Genomic DNA, 17487 nt, shown 5'->3' with positions numbered 1-17487 from the left:
ATAGTTATCTCAACTCTGCGTCACAGGATCTTCCTGTTACTAAAAATGGCTTATATCCCAACAGCACACACACTACATCCCAACAGCACACATTACCAGCCCACCAGCACACACGTTTTTCCCGTCAGAACACATGTTTATCCCGCCACCACACATCATAAAAGTGCTTCAGGCCTTATGTGGCAGGGCCTGAGAGACAGCGGGATCTTTTTGGAGCTATAAGGATCTAAATTGGTAAGTTATTGGATCGAGCCTGTGCAAATGTGGATAAACGATCTTCTTTGCTAACGCGCCTGCGGCTTGTTCAACTGACGGCGCACACACAAATTCTTTGTGTGTGCGCCGTCAGTTATCGGTAAAATCTTGCTGCTACGCCATGCAGTCTCTCATTTAACGAATTTCCATACGTGTGGCGGAACGCGATCAAACAACTTTCCCATTGTCAATTCAGCCTTACGATGATCATATGCTGAGTTAATTGCGAACTCTTCTTTCGAGTCACCTTTGTATTTCAGGTGCTCATATACAGTCTCCAGCGTATCAATCGAACGACAACGTCTGAATCGCATCAACCAATCTGTTTTTGTCATTTTTCCCTTATGCCAGCTCTGACCTGCAGGCGGGCTTTCACAGGACTGCACCGCTCTGGTACTCATCATATATTTTATACGCCCAGGTGCCGGTTCTACCGACGTTTCTCTGTACGAATTTACAAATGTGCCAGTAGCAGAAGCGCTTGAAAAGCTATCAAAACGGGGTGTACTCGTAAGAGTGGTGGTTGATGAAAAAAGTCACGGCAGCTGGTTACTGATTAACGGACTGCCGATTCGGGTGTTCCGGTCAGAAAGGATACACAGTAAAGTATTATGCATAACGAATTCATAACGACAGGAAAAAGTGGCGTGCAGACCGGAGCGTTTAATTACACTCATCAGCTGAGAAACGTAATGCTGAGAATGCCCTTGTTATCCGAGGCAATTCGTTCCTGAGTCAGCAATATCAGATTGAATTTAACCGCCTTTGGGCAGAGTCATCGCCCGTACAGTGTAGCTATTCATGATAGACAGGCGAAATATAATCTGCTGAGCGGACTGTATATGACAAAGAAAAAAGTTTATCCGGTTCACTTCAATGGGCAGCGGGGCCAGCAGGAGGCGTCTCAGACTTTCCAGCAGAATGAAACTTCCACCTGGCAGCGCTGGCTCAAACACTCCCGTGATAATAAAAAAACCACAGTAGTGACCTGCAGGTGTCTGCCGGCAGAAAGCGATCCAGTCAGGAGACGGCTGAAGCTTCATTACTCCCGTGATACTGAACACTGCTGGCTATCTTCATACGCCTTCACGGGTAATGAGCATAAACCTGACTGCCGGTTTTATTCGGTGTGGTCTGATGAACGTCAGGCAGAGATTTATCAGGGAGAAGCTGTCCGTGCGGCAGCGGATGGCACAATTGTGGTCAGACTGCCTACGGGCCTCGAGAAAAAGGCTCCTTCTGATGTAAAACCGGCTCAAAACGTCTCAGATGACGAACCGGTGAAACGAAAACGATGGCCATCGATGAGCCTGCTGGGGCTTCTGCACCTGCTGTGGGAGCAGTCCGGCATCAATGTCTGGCACCCCGCTTTCGATAAAAAGAAACGTACCCCTGGCTGGGTGAGCTGGCACCTGCAGCAGACTGCGGCCCGGATTCGTATTGGTCGCGTGCCACTGGATGAATCCCTGCTGCTCATGGCCATGAAAGATACGCCGCAGGTTATCGCTAACCGGGAACACCTGAGAGCGGCCGGAAAGAACAAAAGGCGACTCATCGTCGTTTCTGTGCTTGCTGGGTGGAGTGAGGCCGGTGAAGCACGGCTGAAGACGATGCTGCCGCTGGGGCTGTTTTCTGGCTTTCCTGATCTGGTTCTGCCTGAAGACGTTCGTCACCGCCTGGAGCGGAGTTTCAGCCGCGAGCTCGGCGACTGGCGCAGGGGAATGAAAGTCGGGATTATCGCTGAAACAGAGCCGCCGGAAACGTCGTTCAGGCAAACAGACGGGCGTAGCCGGCCGTCCAGCTGCAGTACCGTAATCGATGTAGCGCTGATGAGGGTCAGCCCACGCTTTATTCCGCTGGATTCAAGCTATGAGGGGGCTGTGGAAGAAAAATTGTGGCAGGAAAAATGCGCCTTCATCAAGCCGCTGCGCTACGACGGCGAGGATGACGTATTTCCGGATTTCGTACTTAAGGACGTTCCTGACGTGGATGCGCTGCCGATGGAAGTCTTCGGCATGAACACGCCTGAGTACCTGCTGCGTATGCAGGAAAAAAACTCTTATTATGAGGCGGAATATGGGCCCGGGCATTGGTGGTCCTGGAACGCTGCAGAGAAGTCAGATATGCCTGCATTTCCCTGCGTCTGACACGGGTGTCTTTTAGCTGCAGGGAAACAAGGCTGAAGTACCGTATCTGCTTATCCTGTGCCTGACAGGTTGTCAGGCCTGAACGCGGAAGGTATTGTTTAAGAGGCGTCAGGACGATAAATGAAGCTGAACCTGCAGGAGCTGGCAGTGGACACGACTGAAGAACTCAATAACACCTATTTCTAAGCAGGCAGACCGAACCTCACCGCTGGTGAGCTCTTTTTCATGATTTTCTGTTAAGAAGTCGCCGAACAGCTGGGGATTGATGACTTCGGCGCGATCGTGGCCATCCTGTCTGGACGTAATGTCCTGACTACCCGCACCAAACCGCGCGATGCTCTGAAGGGAACCTCCTATGCCTCATGGGCAGCGCGCAGAGTATTTCCTAAAGCCAAATTTCCCTTCGGCATAAAGCTCCCCACCATCGTAGGGGGATACCTGCCCCGGACCGCGCGTATTCTTTTTACGCATAAGCTCAGCACCTTTGTCGGACGGGCGATACCCGTCGTGGGCTGGGTGATTCTGGCCAGAGACGTTGCCGATATCAGTTTCAATTCGGTCAGACTGTACAATGCCATCGCCCGCGGGGAGGATAAGATATGGTAGATGACACTCAGGCACGCGTAATGGCACTCATTGAGCCGTGGAACGGCCGCTCCCTGCTGACGTTCCGGAAAAAAACACTCACGCCAGAGATGTCACTCAATCTGGACATGAAGCTCGACCCGGAGGACGCTGCGGAATGCCTGCAGAACGTCTTCGATGCGTTTGAAATGGATTCAGACCCGGTGAATTTCAGCCTCTACTATCCAAAAAAAAACCGCGATGCTATCCCTCTTACTATCGGGATGCTGATTGAGTCAGCCCGTACCAGGCAATGGTGCTATGACTAATACGGTTCAGCAAGCAGCAGCCGCTTCCGAACGCTGATGCACTTAAGGTCGCGCATTTTTTCGTAACACGGACGAACAGATTGACGGCAGCTTCCGGCTGAATGATTAATTCTTTCCAGAGGTGGCTAAGTAATATCAGAGCAGGACGCCCGCGGCAGATCAGCATATTTTGATGGAAAGCCCGGCAATATGGCGACCTGGACGCAGGGCGAGTTTATGAGCTGGAAGGGAATTACACCTGAGAGGCTGGCTGCCTTTGGTAAAGGTAAGCGGGTTATCTGTCTCAGTGGTTAGGATGTTAATTACTCGCTCAGCCACCGGATCGCACTGCCAGACCTGCTTGAGGCAAAACTCTGGCATGCAGCCGAAACAGTCAAGCTTTATGCAGAATTTGTCCGGCTTTACACCCTTAAAAATCAGCTACCCTGCACGCCGAAGTAACGTGCCGGGAGTTTCCGGATATGCTCCCGGTGCCCGCAACTTACCCTGCTAAGTCCTCCAGTATCAGATCCGGTATCCGTATAACCTTTTGAGAGTTGCGAGTCATCAGGTCCGGACTGACCGCGCTGGTGTACCCTATAATAGCCGTGTCATTCGGACCGATCACTCTGCTGATCGCGGCAAGAGTATCCCTAGAGTAGTAATCAGAAGTCCATCCCGGTAAATTGAGTCATCTGACTTCAAATCTTGTGAGGGAATCATGCTTGATATCACTAACTTTGGACTGTTTGCTCTTTCCGTCTTTCTGCTATCGGTCACTCCGGGACCAGATATGGCCTATGTAATTGGTCAGAGCGTAGCAAACGGCCGACGTGCTGGCATCATCTCTGCTACTGGCGTGGCGCTAGGCAGCTGCGCCCATGCAATTGCAAGCGTAATAGGGCTCACTGCTCTACTTGCCGCATCTCCGGTGATGTTTACAGCGGTAAAATATGTTGGTGGGGCTTACCTGATATACTTGGGCGGGAAAATGATTCTCGGAACGTTTAAAGATAAAAATATGGAAGACGACGCTGAGCCTAAGATAAGTCCGAAGACAAATGCGTACGGTCTATTATCTAAGGGCTTTATCACAACGTTAATAAATCCGAAGGTACTCCTTTTCTTCATTTCCTTTTTTCCACAATTTGTCTTGCCTGAAGGCAAACATCATGCAGAGTCTTTCCTTTTACTGGGACTGACATACGCGCTTATCGCATATCTTACTGATAGTATTTTTGCAATTATGGCCAGTGGCGCCACTGGAGCTATTTCAAAAAATATCAAAATGCAAAAACTGCTGGATCGCGTAGTAGGAGCTACTTTTGTTGCGCTGGGCATTAGACTTGCCTTAACCCGTCATTAATGAATAAGCTTAATGAAGAGCTCCTGTCTGCGGGGGCTTAAACAGCTATAATATTTTTATGAAATATTATTCATATATTTCTTAAAAGTACTTATATAACAGGTTTCTGGTGTCAGGTTTATTACTCGATTTTCCCAGAAACCTGTTATGTCAAACAATCTGAAGGTAATGTTAGTTTCTGACAATGCGATTGCTGCAGAAAGGGCTTAAAGTCTGCAGCAATCGACCACAACGAAACCATTCACCCTTACTTATAATGCATTAGACAGGTATAAAACTTAACTCTTCTCCGGCCAGTGTGCTGCCTGTAGCGAGAGCCTGATTCTTATCGAGGAAATCTAAAACGTTTCCTACAACATCTCTTGAGATCATATGCAACGCTTCTGATGTCCGGCATTGTTCTCCGCGCGTAAGGCACACATTGCTCAGTGACGACAGCATCCCCTTTACCTTCGTGACTTCTTCTGCTGAATCATCAGCGTCCAGGTCCATCACAAGGCAATTTATAAAACGCGCCTGTAGCAGATTAAAAAGGGGGGCAAGCTCAATTGCCTTTTGACCGGCAATATTGATAAGAGAACAACCCTGCTTCAGCATATGTAATTCATTCTCGGTCAATACCGCGTGTTCAGCAGGCGAGGTCGAAATTAAAACTACGTCAGATGCAGATAACAGTTCAGAAATTTTTGAAATTTGTTTGGAATTACCTATGTTTAATTTCGTATCAGAGTCATAAAAAATAACATTCATGCCAAGTGATTCTGCCAGCACAGACACCTGGACACCTACCTTTCCATAGCCAATGATACCCAGTGTTTTTCCTTTTATTTCATAATTTAGTTCATCATTAATCTGGGTATTGCTGAAGTTTCGCAGTGAAAGGAAAATAGAGGCGATGACATATTCAGATACCGACCTGACACTGTTAATGTTTGAACTAAAGATGGGGGTGGACGGAATCAGTTCTTTTATTTTTTGGTTGATCTGCTCTGTGGAAATAAAACCGACAGCTTTAACTTCATATGCCTTGCTATTGACACAAGCCATCAAAATATTATTATCCGATGCAAATATAGCGTCAAATCCATCCCGACTATCGAAACTGTCATAATTTTCATAAAAAGAAACCGAAACGGCGCCAGCCTGAGAAAGAAAGGGCAGAACGTGGCGGGCATTTTTTCCAATGACTGCGAATCTGGATTTTGCCAGAGTAGCGTTCATGCGTTGCTGCATCTCATCTATCCTTTTTGATTACAATTAAGTAAATAATACCCCCCATAAAGGCAGGGCTCATGGATGTGATTTAAAGGCTTGAGTTGGTGTCTGCGTTCAGAAGAGTTGTTTCAACCCTAATAATGCCTTTCCCTTTATTTTTACGTTTAAGCGATATTTTACCTATCTCGTTAGTGTTTTTTACGTGGGTTCCGCAACATAGCATCTCTATATCTGCACATAACCAATGCTTAACTCCACCGATAATCGGAGTTTCAATTGGCGTGTGCAAAGCTATGAGAGAATTAACTTTATCTTCAATCTCTCTTAAATCGTCCGAAGTCGGCGTCACAGAAAAAACAAAGTCCGTCCTGTCTTTTTGATGGTCAACAAAGGATCCTTCCACACTTTTATTTTCAGGTAGTGAAGAAATAATATATTCCACCAGATGGCTTGCCGAGTGAAGCCTCATGGTCAATATTCTTTTTTTCATATCAATACTACCGGTAATTTCCTGAGCAAGGTGAAAGCCGGAGACGTCCATGTAATGTCTGATTTCCCCATCAAGCGATATGTATCCGCTGGGATTATCAGAGGGATGTCTAACAGCGTTAACCGTTCTGCCGTCAATGAAGCCCGTATCACATGCCTGATTTCCGGATTCTGGATAAAATAAAGTCTGATCAAGTACCAGATAATCAGCTCCTATACTGGTAACTTTTGCATTGAAGTTAGCCTTATAGGGCGCTTCATCAAACAGTCGTCGGGTTTTTAACATCATTTACCTCCCCAGCCAAGGAAGACAGAGCCTTACTGATGTCAGCTATAATTGCATCTGTATCATCAATATACCCAAGAGCCAGTCGGACGGTACCGTAGGATACGCCGATATCATCCAGTTCTTTTTCACTATATTCGTAATAAGTAAAGAATGTACTCTGTTCAATCAGAGTCTGTGGAGCCCCGAAATTTGATGCCATGAAGGGTTCTTTCAGGCTGTCTACAAAATTACTGGTTTGTTCTTCATTCAAATCGAGTGCAAAAGTAATGACCCCACCATGCCCATTAAGATATTTTTTGGCGAGTGCATAATGAGGGTGCGTTTCAAGACCCGTATAGAGAACGCTTTTAATTTCAGGTCTGGATTGAAGGAAGTTAGCGACTTTTAATCCTTTTTCATTAATTTCCTTTATTCTGAGATTAAGAGTATGCAAGCTGCGATTCAGCAGATAAGCGACTTGTCCATCCGGAACGGGGCCCGTAGTATCTCTGTACCAGTTGATCTCCTCAATAAGCTCTTTTTTACCTGAAACCACACCCACAATAATGTCTCCGTGGCCGTTCAGGTACTTGGTACCGCTAAAAATCGCCAAGTCAACGCCCCAGTCTAAAGCATAAAAATTTGGAGGCGGCGCAAAAGAACTATCCATCGTTATAATGGTCTCTTTCTTAAGCGCATCTTTTACTTTGCATAAGTCAATCAGATACATATGAGGGGAAGAAGGCATTTCAAGATGAATCAGCCTTACGTTATGCTTTTTACTCAGTGATTCTACCTGATTAACGAACTCTTCAGGATCGACGATAGAGACTTCATGCGCTATCACGCCGTATTTTGGCAGGATTTTATGAAAAATATTTCTGACCTGTCTGTAGCACTCGGCAGGAAAAATCACATGGTCACCCGCCTTAAGCAAAGCGATAAATGTTGTAAAATGAGCTGCCATCCCGGAAGAAAAAATAAGTGTATCTTCGGCTCTGCTAAGCTGTGAAAGCCTGTTTTCAACGTGGACCCAGGTTGGGTTGTTATAACGGCCATAGCGTCCTACAGGAATACTTTTTTTATGTAGCCCCTCAATCACTTGCTCTCTGTCATCAAAATAGTATGAAGCACTGTTATATACAGGAATGTTCACACTATTGTTATAAGCTTCTATTTCACGCTTTTTAGGCATTTGAGGATTACTCCAAGTTAAGAGTTGCAAAAAGGTCTTCGGCGGTTTCGCGGCGTCTGATTAACTGACATTTTTTTAAATCTGGAGAGCAGGATATTTCAGGAGATTTCAGTTTGCCGTTATAGTTAAAGCCCATCGATAAACCATGTGCGCCAGTATCATGAATAACCAGATAATCGCCTCTGGAGAGATTAGGAAGTTCCCGGTCTGTGGCAAATTTATCATTATTCTCACAAAGGGAACCCACCACGTCGTAGTGGAAAGTCTCTTCTTTCTGATCCTTAAATGTACTGATGTGGTGGTACGCACCATACAGCGCCGGTCTCATTAAATCAGACATGCAACTGTCCACGCCGATGAAATTTTTATGTTTCACCATACTATGGCGTACTTTCGTCACCAGAAAACCTGCGGGTCCGGTGATAAACCGGCCATTCTCCATGCAAACTTTTGGCAGAATGCGGCTGTTATCGTAAAAGTGCGCGTGATAAAGATTCCGGATGGAGTTTCCGATACTTTCTATATCTAAATCAATATCTTCCGGGTGTTGAGAAATGCCAAGCCCTCCGCCTAAATTTATAAATTCAATCTCAATGTCTAGTTCATAACTTATCTCTTTAGCGAGCTTGAACATTTCTTCGGCGGTTAAAACAAAAAATTCAGCATCTCTTTCATTTGAAGCCTGCATGGTATGAATACCAAATCTTTTTACCCCCAATTTTTTTAATTCTGCATAAGCTTCAAAAATATGTTCTCTCGTGATCCCAAATTTGGACTGAACCGGCGAGCCTATGATGCCATTGAAGAATGAAGCATTTTTAGTGTCTCCCGGCAGATACCTGCAGCATGCTATATCAGGGATGATGTTCAACGCTTGAAGTCGGGATATCTGAGAGTAATCGTCAATGTTTATCGTTGCGCCAAGCTCACTTGCCTTTATGAATTCTTCATCAGGTGTATTATTTGACGTAAAGATTATTTCTTCACCTTTAATTCCCAGTCGCTCCATGAGTATAAGCTCCGTCATTGAGCTGCAGTCCATTCCCATGCCTGCTTTATGAATATATTGAATAATATAGGGGTTAGGTGTGGCTTTAACTGCAAAGAAGTTTTTGAATGTATCACACCATGAAAACGCTGAGTTCAGAGCATTAATCTGCTTATCAATCAGGCTTTCAAAATAAATATGAAATGGAGTGCCATATTTTTCATCGAGCTCTTTAACGCGCCTTTCTTCAATTGGAAATTTATTCATTTAGACATGACACCTTTTGATTAAATAATAGGTTTGTTAACGAGGGGTTAGCCTAATGTTTAAAATTTCTTTTTCAATACGGATACTGATTTTCAGTCGAAAATTCTGGAGGTCAAGCAAGCTTTATACATAAATTTTTTTAACTGGTAACTATGTAGATAGTTAAGCTAATTTGTAGATTAATTGCTAATTCTGAGGGGGTTTGTAGTGAGCTTTTATGTATGTTACTGATAAATAAAAATTTATTTATCATCACCTTATCTAATAATTAATATTATCTAATAATAAATTTTAATTTGCTAAATATTTTATAATCTTAACTGCCAGTGATTTCACATTTTATACCGTGCATGCTTTACCCTGTGAAATGGTTAACTCCTTTACCTTTAATATCAGACGATTATTCCTGATCTTGAGACAGATTATTTATAGGTACAGCATCAGTCACAGTTGACCTTACTGTAGGGCCATCTCCTGTTTTTTACGGTGGTCATATCTGACTACGTTGTCTTGCGGTAGCTATATACAGTAAAGAAGCCTGACCGCGCCTAATGCAGAACAGAAGGTATAACCCCAGGGCATCTTTGCAGTACCTTGCATAGCTCAGGACAGGGGCTGTAAAGCCGCTGCCTGTAAAGGTGTAAGGACTTTTAAAGTCCTTAAAGCCTGACGTTCTGTCAGTGTTTAATAGGCTGTAGGAGTTTCTATTCATTTGAAGAGCCGTGGGGCACCTTTCTTTTTTTGTAGCCCGGTGCAAGATATCAGATGCAGCTGTGCGACATCGCTTTCAGCTTCTAGAACAACCGCTGCTCTGGCATGGCTGTACGCAATTTCAGCCGATATCTGAAAGTTACCCGAAGGTTTCAACGGCATTCGAGTTAACCCCACGACGGACGTATATCGGTATCCCTTAAGTGTAAGTAAGCAAAATATGCCTTTATGATGGTTATCTACTCCTGGTTCAGATAAGTCACTATAGGCTGGATTTATGAGCTAATGCGATTATGCTACATAAATTACTCAAATTAACTCATGTGTCATTTATTCGAATAATTCACTGCTTTTAGCTATCTCCCTCTCTTTAAATCAGCAGGATCCGGAAAAAGGCAGATTCGGTAATCATGCTGCAGCGACGTCATGATGAACCTACTGATGGCCGTTTGAGCCGGCGATAAATGGATGATGAGCCAAGATGCTGCGGGGCAATGGTGGAAGCCCGTCCTGAAGCTGGCCCTGCCCACAACGGCACTGTTCATTATCCCGGCTCCGACGCTGTCAGTAATCTCTGGCTCTACGGATGGATTCCTGCACTTCGTCCAGCAGAGGTGAGGTTCCGTGGACTGTCCTGCCTGCAATTTCTTCTAGGCGTGAAGCAAACGCGCTCCCGCGCTCCTGGATGTTATCGGCGTAAATGATTTTCTCCGCCTGTTTGAGGTCGAGAGTGAAAAATTCCCTTCCGCCGGAGCTGACGCTGCTGCGACGGCTCAGTAAAAAGCGCAGGAACGCGTCATCTGAACGGCAGTATTCCATCATCCACGCCTTGACGGCAGCCGGACCGGCAATGTTGCGCCATGCCCACAGGTAGCGCCCGGCGTACGGATTTGCCAGAATGCTTTCCTGACATTCGGGGCGCTGCATTCGATCCCCAAGCTTCTGGCGCAGCTGCTCCACTTCCTCAGTCGTAAGGAATTTTCGGCTTTCGCTGCCGCCTCGGTAGCCTCCAATACCGTGCAGCTCCATCAGGTCGTTCATAAAGGCAGCAACCCAGGCAACGGCGTCACCGCGCATGAACAGCTCCTGAAGCAAGTTCAGCCCTTCTGCACGATCTTCCGCAAGCAGCTGCCGGATCAGCTGCCCGGCAATTTCTTCCATGCCGAACCTGCGCTCCCAGAAAACAGGCCTGCGCTCGCGGAAATAGTCACATACCTCATCCGCGGAGTTGAACAGAAACGTCAGCAATCCTTTGCGCGCGGCCGGTATCGCGCTTTGCGTGACCGTGGGCGTTAGGCGCGTCAAAATGTGTTCAAACCACGTGCGGGACGACACGCCGTTGCCTGTCAGGCTGTTCAGCAGCCGGTGCTTCAGGCCTTCCCGATCCTCTGCTGCGAGCCTGATGACTTCCTGAATCTCCTCATCAGTCAGTACGTTACCGGGCGATGAATATGCAAAGTAATAACGCCAGTACACCGTGCTGGCCAGCCTGCGGCGCGCCGTTGCTGCCTCTTCTTCTTGCTCGCTCACCGGTTCGAACGCCGCGCCCTTGTTTTCCATGCTTCCCCCAACACCCGGCAGCCAGAGCCCGAGTGCCCACGGTGAGCGCGCGGCGTGGGTAGGAAACTGCGCCAGCGCGTGGTTCAGTTTCTCAGAATGAGTCTCCTTTACCTCACTAGCCAGTCTGGCATCTTTCGTTATGTCAATGGCACGCTCTGACAGGTATTGTTCCGCCCAGTCGTAAAGCATCATATTGGTCACGCGGATCAACTGCAGCAGGCATAGATCCGGAAACCAGACGTAATCCTTTACGCCGGGGTAGCGGAAGCGAACGGCGCTGAGAGTCTGCACAACCTCACGCGGCGTCGCGAGCGACTCACCATACACCTCGGCCGCATTTTCAAGGGCGGTAACGGTTTCCTCATCCGGTTCGTCACCATGTACGTCGCGGAAGATCTGCAGGGCATTGTCAGTAAAATGCCGCCTCAGTTTAAGGGCTTCCGGACGGGGCAGGCTGAACGAGAGGGGCACGATTTTCTGCAGGTACAGGCGGCCGTTCTCAACGCCCAGTCCCTGCTGAATGGCATGCGCCAGCACTTCGCGGTCGTAGCACATGACGTAGCGAAAGCGCGTAAAATCCGCCACTGAGCGCACCAGTCGCAGAACCTCCACCGCCTGCGCGGGCTCCAGCCGGTCCAGATCGTCAATTACGACTACGAATGTCAGACCCAGCGCCTGCAGGCTGGATTCGATTTCATTACGTAGATCCGCCGCCGTTTTTCCTCCCGTGCTGAGATCGAATCCGGCCAGCGCGTCAAGACCTTTTGACGCCAATGCAAAGCCCGGCACGAAATTGCCGGCAAATTCTGCCAGCGGAGCTAGGCGCCCGGAGGTCTGCTGCACGTATTTAAGCACGTCAAGCGCAGCACCGGCGTTGCGGCTCTTACCCAGTTTCTTCCAGCATCGCGTGATGCGCTTTATGAGACGCCTGTCAGCTTCATCACGTTGCGACTCGGCCTGCTGAAGAATGTCGGCAACTGGCAGCAGCAGCGCTTCCGGCAGGCTGCCACCCGGCCCGCTCAGCCATGGCGAAAAACGGATCACGTGCGTCCCGAGGGTGCGGCGGGCTTCTAACCGGGCGAGAAGCATGTTCAGTAGGCTGGTTTTGCCGGCGCCCCAGCGCCCCTCAATGCCAATGACCGTTCCGCCGTCAGCGTTCATCGCCAGGATGCTTTCCGCCAAGCCGTCGGCCACTGCCGTAAACCCGTAGCGATCGTCTTCATCGCGGGACACTGGCGCATCCTGCCCCACCCGACCCTCTCCGGCGCGCACGTCAGAGATCCCCGTACAGGGCGCGTATTTCGGCCAGCACCGGCGCCACGTCCGGTGCCGCCACCGCCGCCAGAAACGCCTCCTCAAGCTGAAGATATTCTTCCAGCTTCACGAAAAAGTGCACCCCATCCAGCGAAATGATTACGTCTTCAGTTTCGTTGTGCGGGAAATAGAGCCCAGCCAGGCTGCCCCGGTCGCTCCAGGCTCGGGTAACGTTCAGCCACGCCCGCGCCTGAAACAGGCGGTTCAACTCGCTGAACATTGCCCAGCCATACGCCAGCGCCACCCGGTCCGCCGTCAGTGTCAGGCTCAACTGCGGCGCTTCATGGCGGAGACCATGTGCCTGAGGCATGCGGTTGCCGCGGATCCACACCTGCAGGCAGACATCACTTACCTTAACGACGCGGGTCAGGTCTTCCGTCACCAGGCCGGTTGCCGCCGCCCAGTCTTTCAGCGCCGCCGGATCATACTGCTGCGCGCGGACGAGCAGCGGGAAAATGGCCTTCAGGCGCTCAGTGGTGCAGATCCGGGCGATCGCCTCGTCGGGAAAGGCCTCCAGGTTTAGGGCTCCGGAAGAAAGCGGGCGCAGCAGAAACTCGGCCCAGGTGGTGTCCACGTTACGGCGCATGCCTGCCATAAACCGGCCCGCCTCGTCGCGGTAGTCTGCGCCCGTCAGGTCAAACGCCCGGTTAATATAGTAGGTGTCCACCGGAATGCCGTTCTCCGCAGCGTATACCAGCGCGTCAAAGGTGATGCCCAGCAGTGCCTCCATCACCGGCCAGCTCATGAACGTGCTGCCAGTCTGCGTGGCCTGATGCGCGCGGGTAAAGAGCCAGCGCAGCTCGGCCGGCTTCAGCGCGTGGCGGCCGAAGGTTTCCCCGCGCACGATTTTCCGGTAAAGCGACAGGTCGGTCGCGCCCGGATCGGCGTTCAGGCTCAGCCACTCGTCGTCCGGCGTGGAAGCCATCAGCTTTTCTTCGATAAAACGGCCCGCCAGGGCGTTGACCGAAGTGTCCTCGGCGGATGCCCGCAACTTCAGGCTGTCGATCAGCTTTCTGGGAAAGCGCAAGTTCAGCTGGCTCAGCATGGTAGTATTCCTTTATATGAGAAGTGATAATGGTGCTATCATAGCACTTAATTAGCTAACCATTATTTTATCTGCTTGCTTTTTGTTTTCTTCATATAAGGCAGATGCTGTTGCTTTATTACAGCCAATTAAACTTCATCACATATTTCGTTCGCTTTTCCGGACCGGATCCGGAAAAGGGAAGAACCGGATCTTTCATCCCCGATGGCGGTTTTCTGCGCGACCCACTACATATCGTGGCTGTGCCAGCTGCATTAACCACTACATATAGTGTCATGACGCGTACCAGGGCCGCCTGCGCCGGGTTATTCCCCGCCCCGCCGCCGTGGTACGCTTCCGGTTACTGCCGTATCTGGAAAAAGTCGGATCATGCAGACAGGTTGATGCGGTAATTGCGGCATGAAACAGTTTCAGTTGTTAATAAGGCGTCATTTCCAAAAATGCATTCTTATTGACTCATTATGAATACACTGATAATTAATAGCCTTTAATCTGACGCGCGCTGTCCTTTCCGTTCAGCCTGTTGTCACCTGCCTGCAAAAAGAAGAAAGGTTGAGTCATGGCGAAAATTCAGGCCCGTAACGTGGACGACGCGCTCTATCAGCGCATCGAGCAGTCAGCAATGAAAAACGAACGATCGCTGGAAGGCGAAATACGGACTGCCCTGCGGGAGTATTATCAGCCTGTCGTCAGTCAGGAGCCCATGATGTCAGAACGGGAACGCTGGCAGCACGAAACGGGCAAGCGACTCAGGTGGCTGTTTGACCGGCTGATGGCGGACAATTATTTTCGGGATTATGCCGGAGGAAGGACGCTGGATACCTTTGACCTGGTCCGGCTCGGCAGACAGCTTAATACATCCCCCGGGCTCCTGATGGATATCATGGACGGGCTGCAGGAGCTTACGTTTGAGCTTGCGGACGTGATTGCTGAAAAATTTGGCTCCTCCGCTGAATGGTTGCTGGGAGAAAGCGGGCAACCCTTTCCGTTTGTTGACATTGGCTCTGTGGGGTATCGGGAGTTTTTCTTTCCTGCCGAAAGTAAAAGCGATTACACGTTTGAGTTTCTGAGAATATCCGGCGGTATGCACAATGGCACCCTGCTCATATTACGTAAGGATATGCAGACAAAACGGATCACGCCCGGCGTCATCAATGATTTTCATCTGAACAGCGATATGGGGAGCGGCGGATACGGGAATATGAAAAGATTCCTCCTGCTTCTCAAAACAGAAGGTGCCCGGCTGTCCATCAATACTTTTGACTGGACGCCCGAGCACCCGAATTTTGGATTCTCGACTGTCATAGGCCAGCATCATCACGTTTATTTTCAGGACTCGCCTCACCGTTCATCCGCCCGCTGGCTGCAGCAGGTGTTTAACGGTGAAGATCCGGGCGACTGGTTCAGCAACGGATGGTCGTCCGTTCTCAGGGAAATCGGTGAGACGCCCTTCGGCGATGACAGCAAAGTGGCAGGTGGAGTGGTTTCAGAGTGAATTCAGCCGTAATAAGGGATTTGATGTGCGGGTTACTTTGTTCTGGACTGATACCAGCGGCTGGAGCGGCAACGAATGAGGAAATGAGCCGTCTTGATGAGGCCTATCCGCCCGGGAGTGTGGTGATCTGCCGCCAGGATCTGCCAGGAGACGGTATGGTGCGCCTGCCGACCCGGCTGGAGATCCGGGAAACTGTTATCAGCCGGAAGGCTGACCTGACCACAGGACGGGGTGTCGCCACCTGGATAACGCATGGCAGCACCGCACCCGGTCTGACGCTCACGTATATGTTCAAGCAAAGGAAAAACGGGTCGGGTTATTATTCACGAATCGATCCTGCCAGTATGGCCGTCTCAATGCCCGCTGTCGGGCCGGAAGGGGAAAAAACCGTTCTTGAGGGTTTTCGCCGGCGTCTGACTGCAGGTGAAGAATTTGCTCCCTACAGCCAGACAGAAATTACGGATTTCCCTTCCTATGTGGTCCGGAAACCTGGCGAGCCTGTGAGTTACTGCCATAAGGCAAAGCAGAAATGACCCTGACGCTGCCGTCTCATTATCCGCACGCCCCCGTTCCGCAGCTGCAGGTTGCGATTACAGACCCGTTACTAGTGATACAGGATGATCCGACACAATGAACAGAGTGAAAAGGAACGCGCATCGATTCTGCACGGCGGCCATTTTCGCCGGCACGGCTTTCGGTGCCGGGGCCGTTACCCAGGAAGAGGCTCATCGTCTCGATACTGCCTACCCGCCAGGCAGCGTTGTGGTCTGCCGTTCTGATTTACCGGCTGCCGCAAAGTCAGCAGAACATACAACTGTGGTTACCCGGGGAAAAGTACTCGCCCGCCACGATAACCTCACGGATTTCGACACAGAAATCGCGTGGCTTAATGAGGGGACGGGTGCAAAGGCCATGGCCCTGACGTTCCGTTCGAGCGAGCGCGCCGTACCCGCTGGCGTCTATCTTCGGATCGAGCCGGACAGTATGGTCCTGACGGTGCCCGGCGCACCGCCCGAAACCGTGAAAAACGGCCTGAATAGCTTCAGAGTCGCTATGGCGGGCGAGGAGCATTATAGCCCTTACTCTGACACCGATATCACGGATTTTCCGTCCTACGTGACACACAAGCCCGGCGAGCCGGCAGCATGGTGCAGTAAGGAGGAGCCCGCTCATGAGTAACGGCAGGGACCTGACGTATCTGCCAGCCGGATATTCTTCACCGGCCACCGCCGCCCTCCCGGTTGCAATTGATTATCCCGCAGCACTCGCGCTGCGCCAGATGGCCGCGCAGCACGATGAATATCCGCAGTACCTGCTGGCTCCGGAGGTCAGCGCGCTGCTTCATTATGTGCCGGATCTGCACCGCAAGATGCTGTTCACTACCCTCTGGAATACCGGCGCGCGTATTAATGAAGCGCTTGCGCTGGCCCGGGGAGATTTCAGCCTGGCGCCGCCCTACCCTTACGTGCAGCTGGCCACGCTCAAGCAACGTGGTCAGAAGGCCGCCCGCGGTCCGGGACGCGCTCCCGCCGGTATTGTGCCGCACCGCCTGGTGCCGCTGTCCGATCCGCAGTATGTAGCCCAGCTGGAGATGATGGTCGCCACGCTGAAAATCCCGCTTGAGCGTCGCAACCCGGAGACAGGCCGGATCGAAAAGGTCAGGCTCTGGACGGTGACTGACCGGACGGTGCGCACCTGGCTGAACGAAGCCGTCGCTGCCGCTGCCGATGACGGAGTCACGTTCTCCGTGCCGGTAACGCCACACACATTCCGGCACAGTTACGCCATGCACATGCTCTATGCAGGTATTCCGCTCAAGGCTCTGCAGAGCCTGATGGGACATAAAAGCATGAAATCCACTGAAGTCTACACGAAGGTGTTTGCGCTGGATGTGGCTGCGAGACATAGAGTGCAGTTCCAAATGCCCGGAACGGAAGCTGTTGCGATGCTCAAAAATAATATCTGATCTGTTTCAAATGTAACGCCCTCTAAAAATATCTACTATTTATCAGTTGTTTACTTGCATCTCTACAAATCAAGGCGATGGGTATAATCGCATGATTATATAATTTTATAATCATGTGATTTATTGATTTTATAATCACATAATCTTTTTCATTGAGTTTTAAACTCACGTACGTATAGTTACAGGATTACAGGATTACAGGATTACAGGATTACAGGATTACAGGATTACAGGATTACAGGATTACAGGATTACAGGATTACAGGATTACAGGATTACAGGATTACAGGATTGCAGGATTACGGTTTTTGAGGCGAATTTTTACATTTGAAAG

General features: G+C 49.7%; 14 protein-coding genes and 2 pseudogenes. 9 read left to right on the top strand and 7 right to left on the bottom strand.

Annotation, left to right across the window (positions count from 1 at the left end):
• Positions 1-386 precede the first annotated feature (386 nt).
• Positions 387-590 carry a hemolysin expression modulator Hha gene (hha, locus tag OK412_RS22585; protein ID WP_072005118.1) on the bottom strand — a complete coding sequence of 68 codons (204 nt, stop codon included), beginning with the start codon at positions 588-590 and terminating at the stop codon, positions 387-389.
• 507 nt (positions 591-1097) lie between these two features.
• Here hha and OK412_RS22580 point away from each other — a divergent pair.
• The 5 genes and pseudogenes from OK412_RS22580 (at position 1098) to OK412_RS22565 (ending at position 4640) form a co-directional block, all read left to right on the top strand.
• On the top strand, positions 1098-2402 hold the full coding sequence (locus OK412_RS22580) for a DUF1173 domain-containing protein (RefSeq protein ID WP_264353616.1): 1305 nt from the start codon (positions 1098-1100) through the stop codon (positions 2400-2402).
• A 147-nt stretch (positions 2403-2549) separates the two neighbouring features.
• Positions 2550-3008 (top strand): annotated as a pseudogene (locus OK412_RS22575) (STM2901 family protein).
• The gene (locus OK412_RS22570; protein WP_264353615.1) at positions 3002-3295 is read left to right on the top strand and encodes a DUF1493 family protein; all 294 of its coding nucleotides are present in this window, start codon (positions 3002-3004) and stop codon (positions 3293-3295) included. The pseudogene OK412_RS22575 and the gene OK412_RS22570 overlap by 7 nt, the downstream one beginning before the upstream one ends.
• Before the next feature lie 49 nt (positions 3296-3344).
• Positions 3345-3736 (top strand): annotated as a pseudogene (locus OK412_RS23485) (DUF3644 domain-containing protein); the annotation flags it as partial.
• A gap of 259 nt (positions 3737-3995) precedes the next feature.
• On the top strand, positions 3996-4640 hold the full coding sequence (locus OK412_RS22565) for a LysE family translocator (protein WP_264353614.1): 645 nt from the start codon (positions 3996-3998) through the stop codon (positions 4638-4640).
• Positions 4641-4901: 261 nt separating this feature from the next.
• On the opposite strand, the gene OK412_RS22560 is transcribed toward OK412_RS22565, so the two are convergent.
• The 6 genes from OK412_RS22560 to OK412_RS22535 all read right to left on the bottom strand — a co-directional run bounded on the left by OK412_RS22560 (position 4902) and on the right by OK412_RS22535 (position 13692).
• Positions 4902-5873, bottom strand: coding sequence for an NAD(P)-dependent oxidoreductase (locus OK412_RS22560; RefSeq protein WP_264353613.1), 972 nt, complete (start codon positions 5871-5873; stop codon positions 4902-4904).
• Positions 5874-5943: 70 nt separating this feature from the next.
• On the bottom strand, positions 5944-6633 hold the full coding sequence (locus OK412_RS22555; RefSeq protein ID WP_264353612.1) for an alanyl-tRNA editing protein: 690 nt from the start codon (positions 6631-6633) through the stop codon (positions 5944-5946).
• On the bottom strand, positions 6605-7807 hold the full coding sequence (locus OK412_RS22550) for a PLP-dependent transferase (RefSeq protein WP_264353611.1): 1203 nt from the start codon (positions 7805-7807) through the stop codon (positions 6605-6607). Before OK412_RS22550 ends, OK412_RS22555 begins: the two co-directional genes overlap by 29 nt.
• A gap of 7 nt (positions 7808-7814) precedes the next feature.
• Entirely contained in the window at positions 7815-9062 is a 1248-nt protein-coding gene (locus tag OK412_RS22545) for a diaminopimelate decarboxylase (RefSeq protein WP_264353610.1), read from the bottom strand.
• A 1275-nt stretch (positions 9063-10337) separates the two neighbouring features.
• Positions 10338-12566 (bottom strand): KAP family NTPase, encoded by a 2229-nt coding sequence (locus tag OK412_RS22540; RefSeq protein ID WP_264353609.1) that lies wholly within the window; start codon positions 12564-12566, stop codon positions 10338-10340.
• 40 nt (positions 12567-12606) lie between these two features.
• Positions 12607-13692, bottom strand: coding sequence for a hypothetical protein (locus OK412_RS22535; RefSeq protein ID WP_137231097.1), 1086 nt, complete (start codon positions 13690-13692; stop codon positions 12607-12609).
• Between the two features lie 559 nt (positions 13693-14251).
• Between OK412_RS22535 and OK412_RS22530 the strand changes: the two genes are divergently transcribed.
• From OK412_RS22530 to OK412_RS22515, 4 genes are all read left to right on the top strand, one after another.
• Entirely contained in the window at positions 14252-15187 is a 936-nt protein-coding gene (locus tag OK412_RS22530; protein ID WP_122890116.1) for a FitA-like ribbon-helix-helix domain-containing protein, read from the top strand.
• 83 nt (positions 15188-15270) lie between these two features.
• Positions 15271-15720, top strand: a complete 450-nt coding sequence (locus tag OK412_RS22525) for a hypothetical protein (RefSeq protein ID WP_122890117.1) — start codon at positions 15271-15273, stop codon at positions 15718-15720.
• 97 nt (positions 15721-15817) lie between these two features.
• Positions 15818-16366 carry a hypothetical protein gene (locus OK412_RS22520; RefSeq protein ID WP_122890118.1) on the top strand — a complete coding sequence of 183 codons (549 nt, stop codon included), beginning with the start codon at positions 15818-15820 and terminating at the stop codon, positions 16364-16366.
• The gene (locus OK412_RS22515; RefSeq protein ID WP_264353608.1) at positions 16359-17153 is read left to right on the top strand and encodes a site-specific integrase; all 795 of its coding nucleotides are present in this window, start codon (positions 16359-16361) and stop codon (positions 17151-17153) included. The genes OK412_RS22520 and OK412_RS22515 overlap by 8 nt, the downstream gene beginning before the upstream one ends.
• Positions 17154-17487: the final 334 nt, after the last annotated feature.

It is taken from the genome of Pantoea sp. JV6, assembly GCF_025910055.1.
GTDB classification, from domain to species: domain Bacteria; phylum Pseudomonadota; class Gammaproteobacteria; order Enterobacterales; family Enterobacteriaceae; genus Pantoea; species Pantoea agglomerans.
The sequence above is the reverse complement of the archived record's forward strand: the minus strand, read 5'-3'. Positions and strand labels throughout refer to the sequence as shown.